The organism is Leuconostoc citreum (assembly GCF_004354555.1).
In the GTDB taxonomy this organism is placed as follows: domain Bacteria; phylum Bacillota; class Bacilli; order Lactobacillales; family Lactobacillaceae; genus Leuconostoc; species Leuconostoc citreum.
Map to the genome: position 1 here is coordinate 274131 of NZ_PUFH01000005.1, position 21607 is coordinate 295737.

Genomic DNA, 21607 nt, shown 5'->3' on the forward strand with positions numbered 1-21607 from the left:
GCTTTTTTGTTACATTAATATTAATCCGCTTTTTTATAATCAGCGTTTTTCGGATTGTGTTCAAACACATCTTCCTTATCCGTTGAGTTTGGATCGTCTTTTTTATTTTGCTTCTTTACATCAATATCTTCTTCGTTATTAGTCATGTGATTATTCTCCTTTTTATATCTGTACAAACAGCTTAGTCAAGTTATAACCTGTCGACTATGGTAACTACTATTTACTTGTTTTGCTTGTAATCCATGAAACAATAAGTACCAGAATTACCGCACCGATTATCGAAGGAATTAGAGCCATACCAGCAAGACTTGGGCCCCATGCACCTAGTAAATGCTCGCCAAGCCAAGAACCAACTAATCCTGCAACAATATTGCTAACCCATCCCATGGCTGCACCACGACTAGTAATGGCACCAGCAATAGCACCGATAATTGCGCCAACAATAAGTGTCCATATCAATCCCATAATACCCTCACTTTCTAGTTCCTTTTAGAACTATTATCCATTATACTACTACAGGATGATTTAATCAATTACGCATGTATCTCATCATTTTATAGCGTTTAACCATGAATCTGGTCTTCCAGCTTGTCACCAGCTTTATCAATACTTTTTGCAGTGAAAATAGTTCCCGCCACAACAATTCCACCAACAATAAGGCTCGAGGCAACCATAAATTTAAAAATAGACTTCAGCATATACTATTCCTCCATTAATCTTAACTTTAGTTATACACCCTTATTTTTTCTCAATTTTAGGGCGTGTCGCTTTAATTTCATGATAAACACTGAACATCAGTTGTGCAACAGCAAGTAAAAGTGATAACTTACTCCAAAATCCCGTTCCGGTTCTTAATTTTTTCATAATAAACACCTCTTTCTGCTTCTGGTATTTCTAACCTTGCCCTAATTATACCCTTTTAAACGCTTATTTTCAAACAAGCTGTATATTGGTCACCTATCAAGACTGCCGTTGCGTAGTGATTACCTGTTTAATCTGTCTCTCTGGTGCGTACTTCTCTGCCCAACGCACTGGCTTGAGAACTTTATTAGTGACCTTATCACGATGAACTGTACCATCAGGAAATAATTTCTGCATGTTCGCATTGTGTATAATATCTAATATTTCGGTTGGATCAACACCCATTAAAACATAACTGCCAAATGATAAATAAATAATGTCTCCAAGTGAATCAGCTTGTTGCACAATGACATCATTTTGGTTCATTCCCTTAGTCATAATTTTCTCTTTTGCAGCCAGTAAACGTCGATTAATTTCTTGAAATGTTTGCGCTATTTCCTCCTCTTTATCACAATTACTTACTGCGAGTTCAGTTAGTTCTTCCAAAATAAAACCAACTCGGTTCATCAGGTCAGCCTGCTGTAATTTTTTTGGCGCGGCTGGTTCTCGATCATCAAAAAAGCGGTGAAACGCTTGCGCTTGGTTATAAAGTTGATTGGTCATTAGTTGTTCCCCCCACAAAATAGGTTATGGTTTATGCCACAATATATTTCACCGCAATTGCTTGAAATAACATTATTTTTTCAGTTCGTGTGACAAATACTCTTTGGTCTGACAATTCAAATTTGTTAGCTATCATTTTCAATAATATTTTTTTATAAACTTCTATTGACAATTCAAGGGCAAATTGCGATGTTTTGTTATCTAAATGTTTTATTATTTTTGCACTACAGTTATAGTGACTGATAGCAATGTCACTGAGCTGTTGTAATGCTTTTTTTATATCCTGTTCTTTTTTCAGCATGATATCTTCGCTGGATAACTCGGCATCGAATTGTAACAACGATTTTGGTATAAAACAACGCTGCGCCAACAAATCTTCATGGAAATCTCTAATAATGTTAGTTAATTGCAAGGCTATGCCAACGTTGATAATATCTTGCTTCATCATTTGAATAGGTTTTCCCGATAAAATGGTGTAAATCATACAACCTACCGTACCAGCAACTTGATAACAATAGACTTCAAGCTCTTGGACAGTTTCAAATGAGACATGATTGAGATCTGACTTTTGCCCAGCAATCATATCAAGCATATCTTGCGCATCTATATCAAACACATGGAATATGTAAGCAACTTTTTCGCCAATTGTAGAAAGAGAGGTCACAATAATGTCGTGAGCAATCATTGCAGTCTGCCAACTATTGACCAACGCATTGAAAGCATCTGCGTTTCCTGTATCGGCAGCATCATCTAATTGTCGCAAAAAATCATATAAAACAAAGATACTAAACGCTTGATAACGCGGTAATCTTGAAAAGGCGAAGTAAAAAGACGATGATTTCTTTTTTATTGCCTGTCGACTATCTAATAAATGCACTAACACTGAGTCAATGGCTTGCTTTTTTGCTTTTGTATTCATTAATTATCCTTCATCACTTCCCTCGCCGCTAATTCGCCACTAGTAATGACAATAGGTACACCAGCACCAGGGTGGACGCTAGCACCAGCAAAATAAAGATTATCAATCTTAGCATGTTTGTTGTGTGGTCTAAAGTAATTACTCTGTTTAAGCGTTGGTTTTAAACCAAATGTTGACCCAAAAGCACTATTATATCTAGATTCAAACGTTTTAGGTGTGTAAATATTTTTGTAAATAATGTGGCGCGATAAACCTTCTAGCGCTAACTCGTTTTCAACTTTAGCAATGATTTTCTCAGCAAACAGATCAATCTGTTCCTTATCCCAGTTATTATTTTCTTTTAAATTAGCTACTGGTACTAATACATAAAGCGCTGACTGATTATCTGGGGCAAAAGTGTCATCAATCACACTTGGATTGTAAACATAAAATGAAGGGTCTTCAGGTAGTATGCCATGATCAATGTCTGCAACATTTTTCTCGAAGTCACTAGCCATTTTAATTGTATGTAGCCGTAATTCATCATATTTTTTGTCAACGCCTAAATATAGCAAAAAACAAGACATTGAGTAATCCATTTTTTCGATTTTTTCCTGCTTATATTTACCTTTTGCCTTGTCGGCTACCCCTAACAAGTTTGTCATTGTGTATGGGAAATCGGCATTAGCAACTACCGCATCAGCGGTTTTAAATTCTTCATTAATTTTAAGCCCGGTAACATGCTTTTGATCAGAAACCGCAATTTCTTGAACTTCAGCTTGATAGACAATTTGCCCGCCTAACTCTATAAATCGTTTTTCTAAGGCTTTAGCATATTGAAACATGCCGCCTTTAATAAACCAAACGCCATAAATGAGTTCAATCATCGGGATAATGTTGTAAATGGACGGCCCGTTAAATGGTGAGATACCAATATATAGCGTTTGAAACGACATCAAATACTGTAAGTTAGTACTTGAAATATTTTTTTTAATTGCAGCATAAGACGAAGAAAATGTTTTAAGTTGGTACGCATGCCAAAGTGTTTTCAGATTAAAAAAATCGCGTGGGCCACGAAAACTTTGATAAATAAAGTTATTCTTAGCATTAATATATTTGCCATAAATATCTGTTAAATATTTAAGAAAGCCTAGCATTTCAGTTTCACCTTGTGCTTCAAACACCTTGGCGATGTCGGCTAAATCAGAAGATAAGGGAATCTTTTCGCCATCCGTCCAAACATCCATAAACGGATTAACGCGTATCATGGTGAAATAATCTTCATAATTAACCCCTGTATCGGCAAAAGGTTTTTTATAAATATCAGGCATCATAACTATTGTCGGTCCAGTATCAAACTTAAAGCCATCGGCTTGAATGGTATCCATTTTACCACCGGGATGATCATTTTTTTCATAAATCGTGACCTGGTAACCCTCACTCTGTAAATAGATACCAGTAGTTAATCCACCAACACCGGCGCCTACTATTGAAATGTTCTGCATTATATCTCCCCCTTTTCAATATACCATTATACCTTACTTCAACTTTTAAAAATTATTTTGGCTTTGTGACAATGCGGGAAAAATAAAAAAGAGACTGTCAAAGTCTCCAAATTGTCTAAACCTTAAACAAATTCTTCATAAGTTTTGGGATCTTGGTTATCAACACGACCGTCTGCTCTTCCAAGCTGATCCAGTTGTTTCATATCATCACTTGTTAACTGAAAATCAAAAACGTTAAGATTGGCGCGTTGATTTTGTGGGGATGCAGATTTAACAACGGGCAAAATACCTCGTTGTAATAGCCACTTAATAATAATTTGTCCATTATTTTTATTGTACTTTTCAGCAAGTATGTTGATCGTTGCTTCCGATAATTCAGCCTGATTACCACGTCCTAAAGGACTCCAAGCTTCTGTTAAAATATTGTACTTTTGATTGATTGCAACCAAATCTTTTTGTGGCCAGTATGGATGAATTTCATTTTGATTGACTGCTGGTACAACACCAGTGGCTTTGATAATCTTATCTAAATGCGCTTTTTCAAAATTAGATACCCCAATAGATCTGACCAAACCTCTTTTTTTAGCTTCAATAAGTGCTTGCCAAGCTTCAATATAGTTATCACGTTTCGGCAATGGCCAATGAATCAGATACAAATCTAAATAATCCAAGCGTAAACGTAAAAGTGATTCTTCGATTATTTTCAATGCATCATCAAAATGATGATATTGACCTGGTAGTTTTGTGGTCACATAAAACGCCGAACGCGGTAGGCCCGACTGCCTAATAGCCTCACCAACTGCCCCTTCACTATCGTAATTTGTAGAAGTATCAATTAATCGGTAGCCGCTTTGAATGGCATTAAGGATTTGGTTAACACCTTGCGCCCCACGAACTTGAAATGTGCCTAATCCAATTTTTGGTAAAAAATGCCCGTCATTAAGTTCATATCGTTCTTCTTGCCACATAATAATTAGTCTCTCCTTTTTCAAATTTAACTGCTAACCATAAGATTTGATTGGCAATATTTAACTATTTTAAACCACCGGTGACATTAATCGATTCACCTGTCAGATAACTGGCTTCATCAGACGCTAAGAAAACATATGCACCCGCAATCTCAGAGGGTTGACCCGCCCGACCAATTGGTGTGTTTTGCCCAAATTCAGGAATGTTTTCGGGCAACTGGCCACCTGAGACCTGTAATGGTGTCCAGACAGGACCTGGTGCAACACTATTAACACGAATCCCACGATTAGCTAATTGTTTTGCTAAACTCCTTGTGGTATTTTTAATTGCCGCCTTTGTGCCTGCGTAATCTACTAAGAAAGCAGCTGGCTGCTCAGCTTGAATAGAATTTGTTGTGATAATACTACTATTTGGCTGTAAATGCGGTAATGCTGCTTTAACTAACCAAATCATACTAAACACATTTGTCGTATAAGTATCAATTAATTGCTGTGTTTTCAATTGCAAAACGTCTTGTACTGCTTGCTGCTTACCTGCAACCATCACTAAAACATTAATATCTCCCAAAAACGTGACTGCTTCGGTAACTAACTGTTGATTGAATGCCTCTGACTTTAAATCACCAGCCACTAGCTTAATACGCCTACCTAATGATTCAACGATGCCTTTAACTTCTAATGCATCACTTTCTTCTTCGGGCAAATAGTTTAAAACAATGTCAGCGCCTTCATGGGCATAGGCAATAGCAACAGCGCGGCCAATACCAGAATCACCACCAGTAATGACTGCTTTCTTATGCTTCAACCGATTATGCCCAACATATGTTGTGGCTCCATCATCAGGAATCGGTGACATCTGACTCTGTATACCTGGTTCTTTTTGACTTTGTGTGGGAAAACCATGTTGATTGTACAAGTTGTGTTTTTCTTTTTCCGCCATGACGCGCCTCCTTGAAAACCTACTTTAAACAATATCAAACAATACTGTATCGTTATCCAACAATATAACATTTTATGAAAACACTTTCAAAATTTTAAACCTGTACTTTACGATAACTATGACTCTCACGCCAAACTAAAAATGCCTATGCTATAATATATCGCAGGAGAAATTATCTATGAAAGCAAAAATTCATAATTTTGTCGGATCAATTGGTGCGCTGATTGGTACTTTTGTATTTATCGCTTATATTCCTCAAATTATGGCTAATCTAGCTGGTGACAAAGGGCAACCTTGGCAGCCACTGGTTGCTGCCTTTTCTTGTTTACTTTGGGTTATATACGGTTTCACAAATACGCCTAAAAGAGACTATATTCTTATTACACCTAACTTGGCTGGCGTTGTTCTAGGCACAATTACATTCATTACCTCGTTATAAATAGTCTAATAAAAAAGACTGAGTTCTCAAACTTGGTCTTTTTTACTTGCTATCGTGCATAAAACATTTATTTCACAAAATTTTGTGATTAAAAAAACAAATTATTACTTAGCTCTTATCTATGCATACTTGATGAAAATCCAGCCTCCTAAAACAAAGAAAATTAACAGCGATGCTGCGCCTAATTGCACCTGTCCTGTTATTGCTGCAACACTACCAAAAAGTAACGGGCCTAGAACAGCAGAAAATTTGCCAAAGATGTTATAAAAACCAAAGAACTCCCCCGCGAAAGCTTTTGGAATAATTTTGCCAAAGTACGAACGACTCAATGCTTGAATACCCCCTTGTGCACTACCAATCAGAAAGGCCATTACCCAAAAGCCCCAAGCATGGGTAATAAAAACAGACATAATGGCAATAACAATATAAATAATAATACCTATAATAATCATCAAACGCTCACCAACACTTTTGGCTAAATGTCCAAACATAATTGAAGCAGGAAATGCGACGATTTGGACGAACAATAATATAGTGAGTAACTGTGCCATCTGAATACCAATTGCCGTTGCGAATAAAGAGGCTTCGGTGATAATGGTATTAACGCCATCAATGTAGAAGAAATAAGCAACTAGAAAACCGACAATTTTAGGATATTCAGCAAGATGCTTTAATGTTGTTTTCAACCGAATTAACGTTTGATGGAATGGGTCTCTTGGCACACTAATAAAATATTTTTGCTGGACGCGCAACAACATTGGCAAAGAAAACAAAGCCCACCATAAACTTGCTAAGATAAATGCGAGCATAATACTTTGCTTATTAGATATCACATTTTGCAAAACATAGAATATAATAAATGGTAAAACACCACCAATGTAACCTACTGCAAAACCCCAGCTTGATATCTGTCCCATTCTCTCCGGTGTCGTTACATCTGTCAAAAACGCGTCATAATAAATATTAGCCACACTAAAACCAATATTTGCAATAATGAATAATATTAGCAACAACCAAAAACCTTGATCAGGTACGAACGCCAGTAAGAATGTCGCAACAATGCCCATTAATGTGGTCACAAGCCATGATGTTTTCTTCCAACCTCTAAAGTCGGCTAGTGAGCCTAATAGCGGTGCCAAAAATGCCACTAATAGTGTCGAAAAAGCATTGGCATAAGACCACCATGATGTCGTCTGAGCAGTGGATAGGCCAATATTATGTCCAACTGCATTCAACCAGAGGGGCAAAACAGCTGTTACAACAATCAAACTAAAGCCCGAATTCGCCCAATCATATAGCATCCAACCACGTTCTGCTGGCGAAAAACGCCTCACTATTTTTTTCATAAATCACCTCTATGTTAAGGCTACCAGACAACATTATAGTTTTGGTATACATTTTGTCAATTTGGGATAAAGAGCCATTAATATTGTCCTATCCACCTATTATTTAAGCGCCCTAACACGACGAACGTAAGTTTACTCTCTATCATTTACAGTCTAGTTTATGCTTTATCTTCGAGACACTTTTGAAGTGCTTTCACACTTGAATTAGTCACCATAAATCTTGGTATTTGTCTTAAACTATTTGTCATACGGTTTCCAATAATACCTGGTTATCATAAGAAAATACCCGTCATCCCGTGCAAAGCCATATAAGATGTCAAACTTTTATTCTGACTATCATACGGGTACGCGAAAACTGTGGAATCAACAGAAACATCAAAATTAAAAGACATGCGCAATCGCATGTCTTGATAGGATGTTATCTTAAATAATGTTGCTATTCATAGTGATCAACATCGTCATGTCACTGGTAATCAGGCAAAAATTTAGAGCATTTTCTTCATTCGTATGTCAGTTGGAAAAAAACCTGCTTTGTCGTAAACATGTATTGCAGCTGAATTGTTGCCAAAAACATGAAGTCCTAACGCGGAAAATCCAAGTTTTTGGGCCTTTTGACCTATTAGCGCTATAGCTTCCGTGCCAAAACCCTGATTTCTGTAATCTGAGTAGATTTCAAAATCAAAAATAAACGCGGCAGTCTCGTTTTCTACATCTTTTGCAATCCAGATATAACCAACTGTTACGCTATTAAACATAATAGAAAAAAGGTAGTTATTGGGTGTTGCTAAGCCTTTTGGCAATAAGCGTTCATAGGATTCATAAGCTTTATCGACAGCAGTGTCAGATGTCCAAGTACCAATTTTTTCTTTTTCGAGTGCGTAGTTTTTTATTGCATGGTTTAAGTAATTACGAAAACTTCCCTGTGACATTGGTTCTAACGTTAAACTCATCTCATCATAATCCCTTCAGCTTTTTGCCACCAAACATTGAACTCAGTATCTTATCTGCCAAAAAAGTGGATAAAATTGCACCAATAGCTAATAAGAATGGCAACATCATATAGATGTAATGTTCTTGCACCTCCCAAAATAGTACATAGAATAACGTCAACGCCTCAAATGTCATGAGCAGCATGCTCATAGCGTAACGTTGCTGTTCATTTTTAAGGTCACCATTATTTTTAAACAGGTAATAAATGGGTAATATAAACAGCGATAGGACAGCAGTTAATACTGTTATTGTTGACAAATGTATCATTTTTGGTGTTAACTGATGATAAATTTTTAAATATTTTTTTTGAGCTCGCAAATCTGATTTTTTTCTAAAGGAATTAAAATACTGCATACCAAAATCAGTTTTAATACCAAACAAAACATTAATTTTATTATGCCATGTTCTAATAATGCCTGTTAGTTTCAACGCAGCAAACTTCTCAAATAGTTTCTCTCTAATATAGGCTTTCCGTTGATCATAATTATGATATTTGTCTGTGATTGCATTAATTTCATTTCCGGAGCGGCCACCAAGATAATAGGCTGTCAAGAACCATGACTCAATAGGCATTTGACTATTTTTATCTTGAACTTTTTGGTAGTGCGTCTCTGACAATGTTACATTAGCAACGGCCTTAGTTGAGAATGAAAAAACTGCTAAAGCACAGATTAATGCTAACATTAAACGCCACTGTCGCGCATAAAAAATAATTAAAATGATGCTAAGCGCTAATATGACCACGATGACGTTGGGTCTTAGAAATATAGATATTGCTAAAAATAATGCTGACAAGATAATATTTTTAGTCGTTAGCCAATAGTTTGACGCCATATGAGCATATTTATGCTGCGCTTGATGATCAAATATTGCAATCGCAAATCTCACACCAACGATTAAAAATGGTAATGCAAACGTGTCAGAATAAGCAATTTGTGTAAATTGCATGAGATAAGTTGGCATAAATAAGCAAAAAAGTAAAAAAGTATTCCCTACTCTTTTCCCAAAAATAACGTCGATAATTTTAGCTAGGTGGTATATTGAAAATAGTAGCAATAATTGTCCAAAAATAGCGTGCAATAATAATAAATCATCAAAATGGTGCACAATAGATTTAAAAGGCGAATCAAGCCAGAATAGAAAAACAGTTATTGGCACATTGTTTGGAAACGTACTAAAATAATGTGACCACAACGCACCAGCGCCTGATTCTGGTTGCAATAATCTATACACTTGCACATTAACAGCCATACTATCATAGACCGGTGCATAGGGCTGATATATTAATGCACCAGCAACAACACTAATAATTAATAACCACAGCAACAGTCTAACAAAACGATGATATTTATGCGATATTTTGGCAATTAGGGTTACAACAATAATCAAAAAAACGCACAAGATTATATCTTTCACTAAGGCGTAGGCTTCAAATTTACCATTAAAAGTAGCATTAGGTGAAAAAAGATGACCAGAAAAAAGTACAGAGAGACTAATTAGGCCAGCTAATACAACCATGCTCCAAACAATGAACGACTGAAATTTGGCAGTCATTTTAAATTCTCCTTTATTCATCATAATGCGTTAAAAGATTATATATTTATCTTTTAGTCTATGATTATTGTATGCCTTTTCTTCTTAGACAAGATTGTCTCGAATCCAACATTTATGGTTGCTAAATTGTAAAAATTTTGTGACAACACTATCTCGATATTATCATAACTTTCAACGAATTAAAATAGCTGAAATGCCTACAAAAAAATCAGGAAAATCTTTTCCTGATTAAAGCAATTATCTATCTTGTTAAAAATTTAATTGATTGATGCCCGTCAATCCAGCTTGCCGCAATTGTGAACCATATTCACTATATAAATCATAATTACGTGGCAAAATGCCATATCTACCAAATAACGTGTAGTTGATTTCAGACATAATAATTTGAGAACGTGTATTTGTCCGATCAACCCACCCATAATTTTGTAAGTGAATCCATTCTGTGATAATACCATTATTTTGAATTTTAGCTATCTTGTCAACATAGAAAGAACGCATGTCGCCAACTGTCCCGCCTAAATATTCTGCACCTGGAACACCATATGGTTTTGTCCAGATACCGCCACCACCTGAGTTAAAGGCAACTTGATATCGGAATGGACTGATGTCAATAACTGCACCACGAACAACATTAGCAAACGCATTCACATCAGCGTACCCAGTTTGACCATGAATGGTGATATGCCGCCAAGTTGTTTCGCCAATCGTAATTGTCTCGCCAACTTCAGCAGCCGGTATTTTTAGACCTTCATACTGTTTCATACTGCCCAAATATTGTGCCCCATCTTGACCATATGGTTTGGTCCAAAAGGCATCATCACGATTATTTTGACTAACCACAATATCAGATTGTGTCATAGTAGCTGCCGATACCTCCTGAGTTAAATCTAATTCTTGACTGACCACTTCAGTAGCTGCTAACGTGGCTAATGTTGCTGCAATTAAAAACATATGTTTTATAGTTGTTTTTTGCATTGATACCCTCCGTAATTACATCTTTAATATAATATAATTCTATCATTGGCATTATTATTATTCAAATAAAAATTACAATGTTAATTATTATTTGAATTTATGTTTTGTTACCACTTACTTATAATATAAGATGATTGATGAATTAACTTGATGGGTCTTGACGGAATAATGGTCTATTTAAAACGATTTACAAAGTTGCGTGTCTCTATATAAGTTTGTTGCGCAATTTTGGTTTTATAGTTAAACTGATACTCATGTGAAACTTTTTCTGACTGCGCATTAAAAAAACGGCTTTCGACACTAACATCTAACTCACGTAGTCTATTGGCAAATGCCATACCTTGTGACTGAAAAGAATAAATATTGCCATCTGTAATATATGTCGGTGGAAACGCCTTATTGACATGTTGCACAAGAGACGCTTGTTGTAGGGCAGTAGAAGATTGCCATTTTTGAGTGCCCAATTCACTCCATGCTACCGTATTAATAAACCACTTCATCATGATTGATGCACTTTTCTCATGTCGGATTTGCTGTAAATTCAACGGCCCACAGTAAGACACCGTGGCACGTAGTTGATTAACATGCAGCACTCTGGCCATGCCTAGCGATTTAGCATATTGCGAATTTGTCTGCACGGCAGCGTATTGTAAAGCAATTTGTGCACCAGCCGAATCACCACCCAGAATAGTTTGCTTAAAATTATACCTTTCACGCAAACGGGCGTCCTTTTTAAAAAAAAGGACAGCATCATTTAGTTGTTTGACTTGACTCGGATAAATCGCAGCAGGCGCAGTTTGATAATTAATGCTGATAAAGGCCACATGTGTATCATTGACTAGTCTTGTTGCAAATTCTTGCACGCCAGATTTATCGCCACCAACATAACCACCACCATGCACCCATATAACCAGTGTTGTTGGCTTACTCATCCCCTTTGGCGTATAAACATCTAATGTATTTTTTGATTGGTATGACGGGTAAAGTATATTTTTTTGAATAATAACATGTTGTTTAGCAACATCATAACTTGTCGCATCTTGTATGACAACAGGACCACTGAACAGACGACTAACGAGATATGCACTTGGCCAAGGTGATACTGTCAAAGCAACAATAACTAACGTAACTATTGCTATAACTGTTAAAATCAGCCATTTAATAAAACGATTAACTTTTAAATGCATATGCTGCCCCATTCCACATGATTACAATACCAACAATTTAAAAGTCACTAAATACTAATGACAGTATTTAGTGACTTTTATTATTACAATGAAAACAGCAATCAATGATTATTGACTAAGACTATGAAAAATTCGCTGAACTAACACAAATAATAAAGTCATGACGGTTGTCACAATTAAACCAACAGTAAGCGCGAGCGATAATTTTAGAAAAAATAGCAAAATAACTGTTGTCAGCACAAAATAAACACACCATACACTGATGATAAAAACAATGTAAATCCAAAAAGCTAATGTCTCTTGACGATGTTGTTTCATTTATGCCTCCCTCTTATATATGAGTATACCATGTCATATTCAATTATTAATGCTATCTCACGACACTAAAGCCCCTAATCATATAGCTATTGCAAAATGCAAGATTTTAATTATCCTCTCTTACCCTTTCAAAATAGTAATTTTCGGTGTATCTGTCGTTGCATCAATCAACACTTCTCCCCCCAGAGGCATAGTGAATATAGGCTGCGTGTGCCCAAAGTCCACACCATAAATCACTGGTACTTGCCTTAATTTAGGAAATTTATGCAGTATCATGTGTAGTGCGGATTCAGTCATATTGTTTTCAATTGGAAAACGTCCGATCACTAACGCTTTTAAATCAGGATGTATCTGCATAATTTGTGCTAGTTCACGTGAAAACTCTAGTGGTTGTCCCCCTTCAGCTTCTTCAACAAAGACAATGGGGTTCAGGACTTGCGGAAAAAATGTTGTGCCGGCCTGTAGATAATACGTTTGTATATTACCACCTGTTATAATGCCCTGAGCACTACCATGCTGAAAAATACGCCATTGATTGGATAATGGCTTTCTTGCTTTAGTTTTATCAAACCATGGATCGCTTGTCCAGACATCACTTGGCAAAAGCTCATAACTAGTCTTTGTCAACGCTAGAAACCAAGCATTTGTCTGATATAACTGTAGCGCATCCATCTTAAATGAAGAATAACACGGTCCGTAATAAGTCATTAAACCAGTTTTGGCTCTAATAGCATTATGTAAACTAGTAATGTCAGAGTAGCCGATAAATGGCTTTGGGTTATTTCTAATAATATCCCAATCAATATATGGTAATAACTCATTCGAATTAAGGCCACCTATTGTCGTTAAAACAGCAGCAACCTGCTTGTCTAAAAAAGCAGCATGCAGATCCATCACGCGAGCATTAATACTACTGGAGTAAAATTCATCATTATCGTGTATATGTTGTCCAAAAGTGACATGAAAACCCATTGCTTCCAAACGCACTTTAGCAATAAGGTTATCCTCAAATCCGCCGACTCTGTCTATAGAAGAACTTGGCGAAATCACTCTAATCTGATCGCCCACTTTTAGCTTTTTTGGAATTATTGACATGTTATTTTATCTCCACAAATCATCTTGTTATCATGATAACATAGCTAACTTGTAAAACAAAAATGTTGTGGTGCGCGTCAGGTTAAATGTACTTCCCCACAGTAGTTAACATTTTGGCACGACCTGCCGCATTTGTATCTTCAGCATTAAAATTATGCCATTTAAAATTTTTCATACCCAGCTTGCCAAAAACACCCCGTTTCAACATTTTTTCAATCGGATTACCATAAACTAACCGATAAATCCAAGTAGGTGTACCTGAAATAGTCAATATGCGGATTGGTTTATTCACTGGAAACATTTGTCGTGGTGCGCCCTTTCCAGAGCGCTTGACTTGACCTTTTGCTAATACTTTATCCAAAAAACCTTTTGTCATAGCGGGCATCATTTCCCACCATATTGGAAAGAGCATAATTATTTCATCAGCAGCGTATAATCTGGTAAAATAATTTTCCGTTTGCGCATCAACAAAGGGTGCTGTACGCCAATTGACTAAATCACGACGTTGCATTCTCGGATCAAAATTATCTTGATTTAAATCAATAATATCAACTTCTTTACCTTGAGCTGTTAGAGACTTTACCGTAGCAACAAGTAAAGCCGCTGTAAAGGATCGGTTATGTGGCTCATTATAGCCTGAATTTTGACCATAAGGATGATCAAAGACAATCACTACTTTCATAAATATATACCTCCATCGATAATATTTGTTGTTATTTTATATTCCAAGGAATATAATAAGTATAGTCTAAAATTAATATCTGTCAATATATATTCCAAGGAATTTAAAATGAAAAATTCATACCATCTACTCGTTTCCGAACTAAATATTTTTCGTCAACATTCTGGAGAAGAAAATATTCACCGTTATCTGACAAATTATGATCAAGTACCAAATAGTCAGCAATTGAATATTTCTGATCTTGATGTCATCACATTAATTTATCATCATGACGATTCTCGTATCAGTGATTTACTAGCACATACAACTTTAACCCAAGGGGCAGTGTCTAAAATAGCCACTCGTTTAACCAAGTTAGGCTTTGTTAGTAAATCTCACCACCCTAACAACAAAAAAGAGACTTATTTAACGTTGACGCAATTTGGCAAAATCATTGCGACCATACATCAACAATATCATGAAGATAATGACCAAGCATTACAAACTGTTATGTCAAAGTATTCCAATGCGGAAATTATGACATTCACTTCATTACTTAAAGAAATCAATCAGATCAGGCAAGACCATTAAAAAAACGACATGCTATGTAACATGTCATTTTTGGGATAAGAAATTTTTCTTACTGTCTTACTTAACACGGTCAGCATCATCGCCCATTTCCGAAGCGGAGCGCTTAACGGCATTAACACCATCACTTGTTTTTTCTTTGAGTGTGTTGCCTGCATCTGTCACACGATCTTGAAGAGACACTTGCGCATTATCAAATTCCGCCTTTGTCTGAATATCAATCACCTCAACATTTAGTTCCACTAGCTCTAAGCTCGTTGTTTCAGTTAACTGTTTAGTAATAACCTTGGTTAATTCTTTGTAAATATCATGTGCATTATGACCAAAAGCCATAATAATATTTAAATCAACAGCTACTTGCTCCTTGCCTACTTCAACTTCAATACCATCTACTGGGTTATCACTGTTCACAATTTTATTCTTGATATTGGCCATAAAGCCACCATCAACGCCTAGTAGACCAGAAACGTTTTCAATGGCATAACCGACAACCTTTTGAATGACTTTGTCATTAAACGTCAATTCGCCTTTAGGTGCTGTTTCTGTAGCCTGTACACTTTTGTTCTCAGTAACCATTATTCATTCCTCCAATTATTCTACTATTAGTTTTTCTGATCAAATATATCGGTAATACGGGATAAATCAACATGATAGCTATCTAACAAATACCCTATCCAAGCTGCAATGACTGTGATTAGCAGGACAAAGATAGTTTTTGGAAAGCCAATTGTCATCCATAAGGTGGCAAACACTAATCCCGATATGCCACCGATAACCATTTTGTTATTTTTAATCATAATTATACCCCAGCTCTTAAATCACACGTGATGTCTTACGCTGACCACTGGATGATTTATTAATTTGAATATTGACCTTAATCGGTGCTTGATCAACGCCTGCCAGAAGTGTTGATATTTGTTGCGTGAGTTTCTCAGTCATTTCTGGCAACTTAGCGATAACATGTTGCTGATAAGTTGCATCAGCTAAAATCTTAAACTGCTTTTGTCGTCGCGTATTTTTCATCTTAACACGCACATTAGTTAAGCCTTCACCTGATAATTCTGTCCTAATAAAATGATTTATCCCGTCATTGCTTAAAGCCAATCGACCTTGCTTACCTTCAAGCAAAAGAATATCTTTTTTCTGTGTTGGCTGCATGACTACGGCTAAAAAGATAAGAACTGTTAAGGCTAATAGCACAAAGCCATAGTCGGTGATAATCATTTGACTATCAATGGCCCATTTGAAACCAACATCATTCAATTTGTCAGAGGCTCGCTCTAAACTGTCAGGCCAGATTAATAAAGCAATCCCGACTAAGTACACAATACTCAAAAAACTTAATACTACTTTTTGCCATTTTTTCATATCTCACCTCTTTACTGGCTGAGCTTATCCTCTGGATCTAATACCGAACAGGTATGAAACCACCAAAACAAGAATAACTGCACCAATAATAGAAGGGATAAGTGCCATGCCAGCCAAGCTTGGACCCCAATCTCCTAAGAGCCACTGACCAATTGCTGAACCAACTAATCCAGCAATAATATTACTAATCCACCCCATTGATTCGCCACGATTGGTAATCGCACCTGCAATGGCACCAATAATAGCACCAACAATTAATGACCAAATCATAATTCTATCCTCCTTTTAAAATCGGATGTTCTAAGTAGCGCTACTTATTATATAAATTATATCATACAATGAAAACGCTTACAATATGTCTCAAATTTTTTCATTTGTTTCAGTAAGTGAATTAAATCACATCAAATTAAAAACACACCAGCAAAAAATCACTAGTATGTTTTTAATTTAGTTAGTAAGTTGTGTGTATATTTTACTATTCATGTCGCTTAACGAAATGGCATGATTTCTAACGTTAGAAAATAAAACAATGTAAATTCGCCCACCATGACTAAAGCCATTTGACACACTCCAACCCGACAAATACCCACGATTAACAATTAAGGCAGGGTCATTATAGAAACCCATCCCATATTGTGAACTACTACCTGGTTTTAACATGGCGTTTAAGCTGTCTGATTTTAATAGTTTGTGTGTGAAGAGCGCTCTATCAAAAAGGTACATGTCAGTAGGGTTCATATACATATCCCCAACACCAAACAGTTGAGAAAAATTAGGTAACGCGCCCGGTGTCATATGCCCTTTTTCCAATTCATAACCAACCGAGGCTTGCTTAGATTGCTGATAAGTCGTATCATTCATAAAGCCTGTCCCCGTCATATAACTTGGCGCTATAATATGTTGCTTTAGATAAGTACGATAATCGGTATGCGTAATTTTTTCTAACAGTTTGGTCAGAATAATATAATTAGCATCTAAATAATGCCAGCGCCCTGGTTGTCCTACCGTCCCATTGGCTTTAATTTCATTGACCAATTCATCACTCGTCTCAGCCTGATTTGTTTGATTTCGACCAAAAATACCCGATGTATGATTGAGCAAGTTGAATAGCCTAATATTTTGGCCATTTGGAAAATCAGGAAAATATTTTGCAATGGCATCCGTTACTTGAAGCTGTTTCTTTTCTTGTAACTGTAGAATAGCTGTCGCAATCATTGCTTTTTGTGTTGATCCAATCGGAAATAAAGTATTGGGACTATTCGGTATCTTTTGCTCATAATTAGCTTCACCGTAGCCTTTACGTAAGATAACTTTATTATCTTTTACAACCAAAACAGAACCTGAGAATCCAAGTTCTGAAATGTAACGATCTAGGTTAGTATCGGCAGTGACTGTTGACAATGTTTCTGGTTGCTTGGCTGGCTCAATAGACTTGTTTTTTGCTTGTTGCGTTGTTTTATTTGATCCCTCACGAGCACGCTGCCATTGTGGCAGATAATAAAAAATGGTTGTAACAACCGCTAAGATAACAAGCACAGCAATGAGGCTGCTCAACCATATTTTCTTATTCATAATCTTTCCTAAGCTAAAAGCATGATATTCAGCCAACATGTGTTGACATAGTCATTACAACGTGCTGAGGTACTCAGCATAACCCGCCTTCGCCATATCCTTTTTTGGTATAAATTTCAGAGCAGCTGAATTAATACAATATCTCATCCCACCGCTTTCGCTTGGACCATCAGGAAATACATGACCCAAATGCGAATCGGCTTCTGTTGAGCGCACTTCAATACGTTTCATACCATGAGAATGGTCGGCAATCTCTGTTATATGCTTGTCAATTGGTTGCGTAAAAGACGGCCAACCACAACCCGCATCATACTTGTCTCTGGAGCTAAACAAGGCCTCTCCACTAACAATATCAACATATATGCCATCTTCATAGAAAGCATCATATTGACCAGAAAAAGGTTTTTCAGTTGCACGATTTTGTGTGACATCGTAAACTAATGGCTCTAATGCTGTCTTACGAGCAGCTAATTCTTTATCGTTCATTTTATGCCTCCAATGCTATTCATTCTAATTTGTTAAGCCTATTATACGATATACCACGCAGTTGTTAACATTATACTTTAGTGAGATTTTATCGATTGACTATATAGCAACGTATTTTTTTGTTTTTCGGCATTTAATCAGCAGAGATGTACGCGACCAGGCTTAATTGTTCGATATCATTCAGGTAACATTATTTTTAGTAACAGATGACTTGTGATTGGCATTGAAACTGTTTTTCTCATGTTTACCTATTCTTTTTATGGCTATAAAATCATATTTTCACCATAAAAGGAGCAAAATACTTTGCTCCTTTTTGTTTAATCCAATTTATTTTATTGATGTTCTGAAGCGCCAGTATCCGCATCAGCCGTTTTATTAGTTGTTACTGGTTTGTCATTAGCGTGCTCTGAAGCACTTGTATCTGCATCAGTAGTCTGCTGGCTATCAGATGTCGCTGAATGTTCTGAGGCACCTGTATTCGCATCCTTTACTGACATAGGATTGTCTATTAGAATTTTGCCTGTCTGTCTGAGATAAGAAGCCACAATAGGCCATAAATCAACTACCCATTCGTTAACGCCACGGTACTGACCTGTTTCATCATGCATCGCCTGGTAATAATGCATAACATGCTTTTTTGGACCATTACCCGGTACTGGCATTTCAATGCGCGCCACTTTTCCTTCCCGTAAAGCATGAATAACTTGCTTAACATGTTTAACAGCACGTGGCGGATGAACAGCAGACATAGGATTTCCTACCTGTCCTGGCTTTCTGGGCGCAAGCATATCTTCGGTAGCTAAATTCTTATTATAGTAAATAAACTGATTATTATCATCAGCAAAAGTTAGTTCTATTGGCATTGTGTTAAGAAAATAGTTCAATTGATTAACTGTCAGCAATCCTCTGTCTAACTTGACATAAGCATTCCCATCAACTGCATTTGTTTTAAGTGCAGCTTGTTCTAACCAATCACTAGCTGTCATATCAACATCCGAAACTGTCGTGTCGGTACCATTGGTGGCATCCAAATTTTTTCGATTCGTACGCTGTATCTTCTTGCTTATCTAATGTATTAATCACCTTAACAAAAGTGATAAACTTACGTAAAACAGCATGTATGAAATTAACCGTGTCAGTATCTTTTAAAATACCAAAGTCATCAAACGCTTGCTTAGCATTAGCAACCAGGACCTCGTTGCCTGGCAACACAACTGCATTGACACCCGGCGCTTCTAAAATTTGACGTAGATGTAATTGTGCGCGGGATGTGCCTTGCGTTAAGTAAGAAGCACCCACAATCATCACTGGTTTCCCATCAAACGGGTGTACTTTATAAGATAACCATTCAATCACACTTTTTAATGCTGCCGGAACTGTGTGATTATGTTCTGGGGTCGCAATAATTACACCATCAGCTGACTGTATTTTTTGACTTAAAAATGCTACGGCATGATTATCCACTGTTGCATCATCTTGGGTAAACATTGGTACATCATTAATATCTAACAACTCAATGTCAACCTCTTGATTAAATTGCATAGCAATAAACTTTAATAGTGTGCGATTGTATGATTCTTCTGCAATGGAGCCTGCGATACCAACTAATTTTATCATTTGAAATCCCTCACTTGTCATCCCAAGAAAAAGCCTCAGACTGGGCTTTTTTTATATCATCCGTATTGTTCAGCGCTGCAGATATATCCACAAATAACAAAAAGTCCTTAAACAGGCCATCTAATTGTTGACTTGTTTCTTCATCAATCAGTCCTTGTTCCGAAAACGCTTCCAATGAATGTCCTAATAAAAATTCAGACCCTGGCATGACACGCGCCTTAATTTCTGGTGAATCAAGCACCTGTCGAAGTTGGGCTTGCGCCCGCGAGGAACCCAATGAACCATAAGAAGCGCCAGTAATCATGACTGGTTTATTCACAAAAGGATGTGAAGTATACGATGCCCATGCTAGCGCATTGAGTAATAATGCCGGAACAGCATGATCATATTCTGGCGTACCAATGATGACACCGTCTGCTGGCAGAATTTTGTTTATTAGCGCTAATGCTGGTTCTGGCATGAATCGGTCGGCAGTTTTCTTGAAAATCGGTAAATTAGTTAAATTAATAAGCTCGATAGTCGCTTCCTCTGAAAAATGTGTTTTCATGTACTGTAACAAATGTCTATTTGTCGAAGTCGAGGATTCGGAGCCAACTAATGCAACAAAGTTTTTCATCATATCGCCTCATTTTTTGTCTTTATTTTCACAAGTGCTTTGTACATCGTTCTTGATGACAAATCAATCGTTATTGTGTATCAAAAAAATGTCAGCGCACGCTATCAAAACGTTGGATTAACCCAGAGGTTAACACGACTTCATTTTGCTTTGTAATAAATATTGCTTCAATATTTGGCAAACTTTCAACTAATCGTTTACCGGCCTCTAATCCTTGATAGAACGCAATTGTTGACCAAATTTTGCCGTCAATAGATAACTTGCTGACAATCGTCACACTGGCCAAACTATTTTCAATGGGAAATCCTGTTTGACTGTCAAACATATGGTGATATGTCCGATTTCCTACTATGAGTCGCCTTTCATAGATACCAGAAGTGCCAATAGCACACGCTGACGTTCTAATATAACCAACAACTTTGTGACGTAAATCACTTGGATTTTGGATACCTATTCGCCATGCTTGATTATCAGATAAATGCTGTCCAACTAGTAAAATATTACCTCCAAGATCGATTATGCCTGATTTAATATGATTTTTGAGCCATATCGTTTTGATATAATCAGCAATGTAACCTTTCGCTATACCACCTAAATCAAGGGCCATACCTTTTTTCGTCAAAAAGACGCTACACTGGGCTTTATTTAATATAATATTCTCAGGATTAATCTGTGTTATAACAGCTTCAATAGCTTTTTTTTCAGGCTTATGAGCCCCTTCAAAGCCAATTTTCCATAGTTTAACTAGTGGCCCAATGGCAACATTGAATCCAAGTCCTAATTGACTAGCCTGCACAGCTTGCTGTATCAAGAAAAAAGTATCCAGAGACACTTTAACCGGTATAATACCAGCATTTTGATTAATACTGACAACCTCTGAATGGTCTCGGTTAACAGTTAAGCGATTCTCATAATTTGTAACTAAGCGACGCGTCTCTACAAGTATATAATCTGAGACATCATCAAAAATCGTTAAATTAATTTTTGTTCCAAGTGCTTTAAATGACTGTTTTATCATAC

General features: G+C 36.7%; 27 protein-coding genes and 1 pseudogene. 2 read left to right on the top strand and 26 right to left on the bottom strand.

What is annotated here, in order from left to right:
• Nucleotides 1–20 precede the first annotated feature (20 nt).
• The 9 genes from C5L21_RS09565 to C5L21_RS05755 form a co-directional block, all read right to left on the bottom strand.
• The gene (locus C5L21_RS09565; RefSeq protein ID WP_004901579.1) at nt 21–146 is read right to left on the bottom strand and encodes a hypothetical protein; all 126 of its coding nucleotides are present in this window, start codon (nt 144–146) and stop codon (nt 21–23) included.
• A 70-nt stretch (nt 147–216) separates the two neighbouring features.
• Nucleotides 217–465 (bottom strand): GlsB/YeaQ/YmgE family stress response membrane protein, encoded by a 249-nt coding sequence (locus C5L21_RS05730; protein ID WP_004901582.1) that lies wholly within the window; start codon nt 463–465, stop codon nt 217–219.
• A gap of 98 nt (nt 466–563) precedes the next feature.
• Complete coding sequence (locus C5L21_RS09570) at nt 564–698, bottom strand: hypothetical protein (RefSeq protein WP_004901585.1); 135 nt, start codon at nt 696–698, stop codon at nt 564–566.
• 40 nt (nt 699–738) lie between these two features.
• The gene (locus C5L21_RS09575) at nt 739–864 is read right to left on the bottom strand and encodes a hypothetical protein (RefSeq protein ID WP_004901588.1); all 126 of its coding nucleotides are present in this window, start codon (nt 862–864) and stop codon (nt 739–741) included.
• A 96-nt stretch (nt 865–960) separates the two neighbouring features.
• Nucleotides 961–1464, bottom strand: coding sequence for a pyrophosphohydrolase domain-containing protein (locus C5L21_RS05735; protein ID WP_012305131.1), 504 nt, complete (start codon nt 1462–1464; stop codon nt 961–963).
• A 31-nt stretch (nt 1465–1495) separates the two neighbouring features.
• The gene (locus C5L21_RS05740) at nt 1496–2383 is read right to left on the bottom strand and encodes a phytoene/squalene synthase family protein (RefSeq protein ID WP_040176881.1); all 888 of its coding nucleotides are present in this window, start codon (nt 2381–2383) and stop codon (nt 1496–1498) included.
• Entirely contained in the window at nt 2383–3867 is a 1485-nt protein-coding gene (locus C5L21_RS05745) for a phytoene desaturase family protein (RefSeq protein WP_085699042.1), read from the bottom strand. Before C5L21_RS05745 ends, C5L21_RS05740 begins: the two co-directional genes overlap by 1 nt.
• 122 nt (nt 3868–3989) lie before the next feature.
• Entirely contained in the window at nt 3990–4835 is an 846-nt protein-coding gene (locus C5L21_RS05750) for an aldo/keto reductase (RefSeq protein WP_040190209.1), read from the bottom strand.
• A gap of 64 nt (nt 4836–4899) precedes the next feature.
• A complete protein-coding gene (locus C5L21_RS05755; protein ID WP_133286151.1) occupies nt 4900–5775 on the bottom strand; it encodes an SDR family oxidoreductase in 876 nt (291 codons plus the stop codon).
• A 178-nt stretch (nt 5776–5953) separates the two neighbouring features.
• On the opposite strand from C5L21_RS05755, the gene C5L21_RS05760 reads away from it, so the two are divergent.
• The gene (locus C5L21_RS05760; protein ID WP_004901606.1) at nt 5954–6214 is read left to right on the top strand and encodes a SemiSWEET family transporter; all 261 of its coding nucleotides are present in this window, start codon (nt 5954–5956) and stop codon (nt 6212–6214) included.
• 119 nt (nt 6215–6333) lie between these two features.
• On the opposite strand, the gene C5L21_RS05765 is transcribed toward C5L21_RS05760, so the two are convergent.
• From C5L21_RS05765 to C5L21_RS05800, 8 genes are all read right to left on the bottom strand, one after another.
• Nucleotides 6334–7560, bottom strand: coding sequence for an MFS transporter (locus C5L21_RS05765; protein WP_085699038.1), 1227 nt, complete (start codon nt 7558–7560; stop codon nt 6334–6336).
• 485 nt (nt 7561–8045) lie between these two features.
• A complete protein-coding gene (locus tag C5L21_RS05770; protein WP_085699037.1) occupies nt 8046–8510 on the bottom strand; it encodes a GNAT family N-acetyltransferase in 465 nt (154 codons plus the stop codon).
• A 4-nt stretch (nt 8511–8514) separates the two neighbouring features.
• A complete protein-coding gene (locus C5L21_RS05775) occupies nt 8515–10104 on the bottom strand; it encodes a glycosyltransferase family protein (RefSeq protein WP_085699035.1) in 1590 nt (529 codons plus the stop codon).
• 249 nt (nt 10105–10353) lie between these two features.
• Nucleotides 10354–11079 carry an SH3-like domain-containing protein gene (locus tag C5L21_RS05780; protein WP_085699033.1) on the bottom strand — a complete coding sequence of 242 codons (726 nt, stop codon included), beginning with the start codon at nt 11077–11079 and terminating at the stop codon, nt 10354–10356.
• A 173-nt stretch (nt 11080–11252) separates the two neighbouring features.
• Nucleotides 11253–12266: an alpha/beta hydrolase gene (locus C5L21_RS05785; RefSeq protein WP_085699031.1), complete on the bottom strand. Its 1014-nt coding sequence runs from the start codon at nt 12264–12266 to the stop codon at nt 11253–11255.
• 108 nt (nt 12267–12374) lie between these two features.
• A complete protein-coding gene (locus C5L21_RS05790) occupies nt 12375–12584 on the bottom strand; it encodes a hypothetical protein (RefSeq protein ID WP_133286152.1) in 210 nt (69 codons plus the stop codon).
• 120 nt (nt 12585–12704) lie between these two features.
• Nucleotides 12705–13679: a S66 family peptidase gene (locus C5L21_RS05795; protein WP_004901626.1), complete on the bottom strand. Its 975-nt coding sequence runs from the start codon at nt 13677–13679 to the stop codon at nt 12705–12707.
• Nucleotides 13680–13761: 82 nt separating this feature from the next.
• Nucleotides 13762–14361, bottom strand: a complete 600-nt coding sequence (locus C5L21_RS05800; RefSeq protein ID WP_085699030.1) for an NAD(P)H-dependent oxidoreductase — start codon at nt 14359–14361, stop codon at nt 13762–13764.
• Between the two features lie 108 nt (nt 14362–14469).
• Between C5L21_RS05800 and C5L21_RS05805 the strand changes: the two genes are divergently transcribed.
• Nucleotides 14470–14931, top strand: a complete 462-nt coding sequence (locus C5L21_RS05805; protein ID WP_004901631.1) for a MarR family winged helix-turn-helix transcriptional regulator — start codon at nt 14470–14472, stop codon at nt 14929–14931.
• A gap of 57 nt (nt 14932–14988) precedes the next feature.
• Here the strand turns inward: C5L21_RS05805 and C5L21_RS05810 are convergent, their stop codons facing one another.
• The 9 genes and pseudogenes from C5L21_RS05810 to C5L21_RS05850 all read right to left on the bottom strand — a co-directional run bounded on the left by C5L21_RS05810 (nt 14989) and on the right by C5L21_RS05850 (nt 21605).
• Nucleotides 14989–15504 carry an Asp23/Gls24 family envelope stress response protein gene (locus C5L21_RS05810; protein WP_085699028.1) on the bottom strand — a complete coding sequence of 172 codons (516 nt, stop codon included), beginning with the start codon at nt 15502–15504 and terminating at the stop codon, nt 14989–14991.
• Nucleotides 15505–15530: 26 nt separating this feature from the next.
• The gene (locus tag C5L21_RS05815) at nt 15531–15725 is read right to left on the bottom strand and encodes a DUF2273 domain-containing protein (RefSeq protein ID WP_050809372.1); all 195 of its coding nucleotides are present in this window, start codon (nt 15723–15725) and stop codon (nt 15531–15533) included.
• 16 nt (nt 15726–15741) lie between these two features.
• Nucleotides 15742–16296: an alkaline shock response membrane anchor protein AmaP gene (amaP, locus tag C5L21_RS05820; protein WP_085699026.1), complete on the bottom strand. Its 555-nt coding sequence runs from the start codon at nt 16294–16296 to the stop codon at nt 15742–15744.
• Between the two features lie 24 nt (nt 16297–16320).
• The gene (locus C5L21_RS05825) at nt 16321–16566 is read right to left on the bottom strand and encodes a GlsB/YeaQ/YmgE family stress response membrane protein (RefSeq protein ID WP_085699024.1); all 246 of its coding nucleotides are present in this window, start codon (nt 16564–16566) and stop codon (nt 16321–16323) included.
• Between the two features lie 177 nt (nt 16567–16743).
• Entirely contained in the window at nt 16744–17868 is a 1125-nt protein-coding gene (locus C5L21_RS05830) for a serine hydrolase domain-containing protein (RefSeq protein WP_223246002.1), read from the bottom strand.
• A 54-nt stretch (nt 17869–17922) separates the two neighbouring features.
• Nucleotides 17923–18354: a peptide-methionine (R)-S-oxide reductase MsrB gene (msrB, locus tag C5L21_RS05835; protein ID WP_004905680.1), complete on the bottom strand. Its 432-nt coding sequence runs from the start codon at nt 18352–18354 to the stop codon at nt 17923–17925.
• 332 nt (nt 18355–18686) lie between these two features.
• Nucleotides 18687–19992: pseudogene (locus C5L21_RS05840) on the bottom strand (NAD(P)H-dependent oxidoreductase).
• On the bottom strand, nt 19982–20587 hold the full coding sequence (locus tag C5L21_RS05845; RefSeq protein ID WP_133286242.1) for an NADPH-dependent FMN reductase: 606 nt from the start codon (nt 20585–20587) through the stop codon (nt 19982–19984). Before C5L21_RS05845 ends, C5L21_RS05840 begins: the two are co-directional and overlap by 11 nt.
• 91 nt (nt 20588–20678) lie before the next feature.
• The gene (locus tag C5L21_RS05850; protein WP_085699016.1) at nt 20679–21605 is read right to left on the bottom strand and encodes an FAD:protein FMN transferase; all 927 of its coding nucleotides are present in this window, start codon (nt 21603–21605) and stop codon (nt 20679–20681) included.
• Nucleotides 21606–21607: the final 2 nt, after the last annotated feature.